Annotated in this window: 1 protein-coding gene; it reads left to right on the top strand. The window is 62.8% G+C overall.

Going from position 1 to position 1,253, the window contains the following annotated elements:
- Positions 1–67 precede the first annotated feature (67 nt).
- Positions 68–1,227 (top strand): IS3 family transposase gene (locus BLQ14_RS15225; protein ID WP_092501416.1). Its coding sequence is split into 2 segments (ribosomal slippage): positions 68–317 and positions 317–1,227, totalling 1,161 coding nucleotides; the frame shifts between segments, so codons are not numbered across the junction.
- Positions 1,228–1,253 lie beyond the last annotated feature (26 nt).

The following is a 1,253-nucleotide window of genomic DNA, read 5'->3' as shown; positions in this document are numbered from 1 at the left end:
TGACCTGCCCCCCGCAAAATCCCTCACCATGATGTAGAGTCTGCTCAACCCTGAAGGAGCAGACGACATGAGGAAAAGCCGTTTCACCGAGGCGCAGATCATCGGGATGATCAAGGAGCAGGAGGCAGGCATGCCGACGGCGGAGGTGTGCCGCAGGCATGGCCTCAGCCCTGCGACGTTCTACAAGCTGAAGTCCAAGTATGGCGGGATGACGGTGTCCGAGGCTGCCAGGCTGAAGGCGCTGGAGGACGAGAACGTCAAGCTGAAGCGGCTGCTGGCCGACGCGATGCTCGACAACGTGGTTCTGAAGGATCTTCTGGGAAAGAACTGACGACACCGAAAGAGCGGCGCGAGGCAGCGCTCAGGGCGATGCGGGATCACGATATCTCGCAGCGCCGGGCCTGCCGGCTTGTCGGTGTCGATCCCAAGACAGTCCGGCGCGAACGCCCGCCGGACTGCCCCGAGATCCGCAAGGAGATGCAGGAGATCGCCGGAAAGCGGCGCCGGTTCGGCTACCGCCGGATCGGCGTCTTGCTTGAGCGCAAGGGAATGAGGATGAACCACAAGAAGCTATATCGGCTCTACCGGGAAGAGGGACTGTCGGTGAAGCGGCGACGCGGCCGCAAGCGGGCCCGTGGATCGCGCACGCCGATGCCGGAGGCGGCGCGCCCAAATGCACGCTGGTCGCTCGACTTCCTGTCAGACAGCTTCGGCGCTTCACGCAAGTTCCGCATCCTGGCGGTGATCGACGATTGCTGCCGCGAGAACCTGTGCCTGGTGGCCGACACCAGCATCTCGGGAGCACGTGTCGCCCGTGAGCTGGATGCGTTGGTACGGGTCTACGGTAAGCCCGCTTGCATTGTCAGCGATAATGGGACCGAGTTTACCAGCCGGGCCATCCTGAAATGGGCCGACCAGAACGATGTGCCGTGGCATTACATCGACCCCGGAAAGCCGCAGCAGAACGCCTACATCGAGTCTTTCAACGGCAGCCTGCGCGACGAGCTGCTGAACGAGGAGATATTTGACACCCTGGACGATGCCCGCCGGAAGCTGGCCCTTTGGCGCTACGACTACAACACCATCAGGCCGCACTCGTCACTCGGAAACCGGACGCCGCTGCAAGCGCGCCGAGCGCTTGAGCAAATCGACGGCTCCGCGCCCGGCGCGCTTGCCCAAACCGAAACCGAAGACTATCAAACCCAAACCCGCAGACTCTCGTTATGAATGAGGGACCAGCGGGGGGCAGGTCA

Source organism: Meinhardsimonia xiamenensis (assembly GCF_900102905.1).
Classification (GTDB): domain Bacteria; phylum Pseudomonadota; class Alphaproteobacteria; order Rhodobacterales; family Rhodobacteraceae; genus Meinhardsimonia; species Meinhardsimonia xiamenensis.
This window is presented reverse-complemented; position numbering and strand designations above follow the sequence as displayed.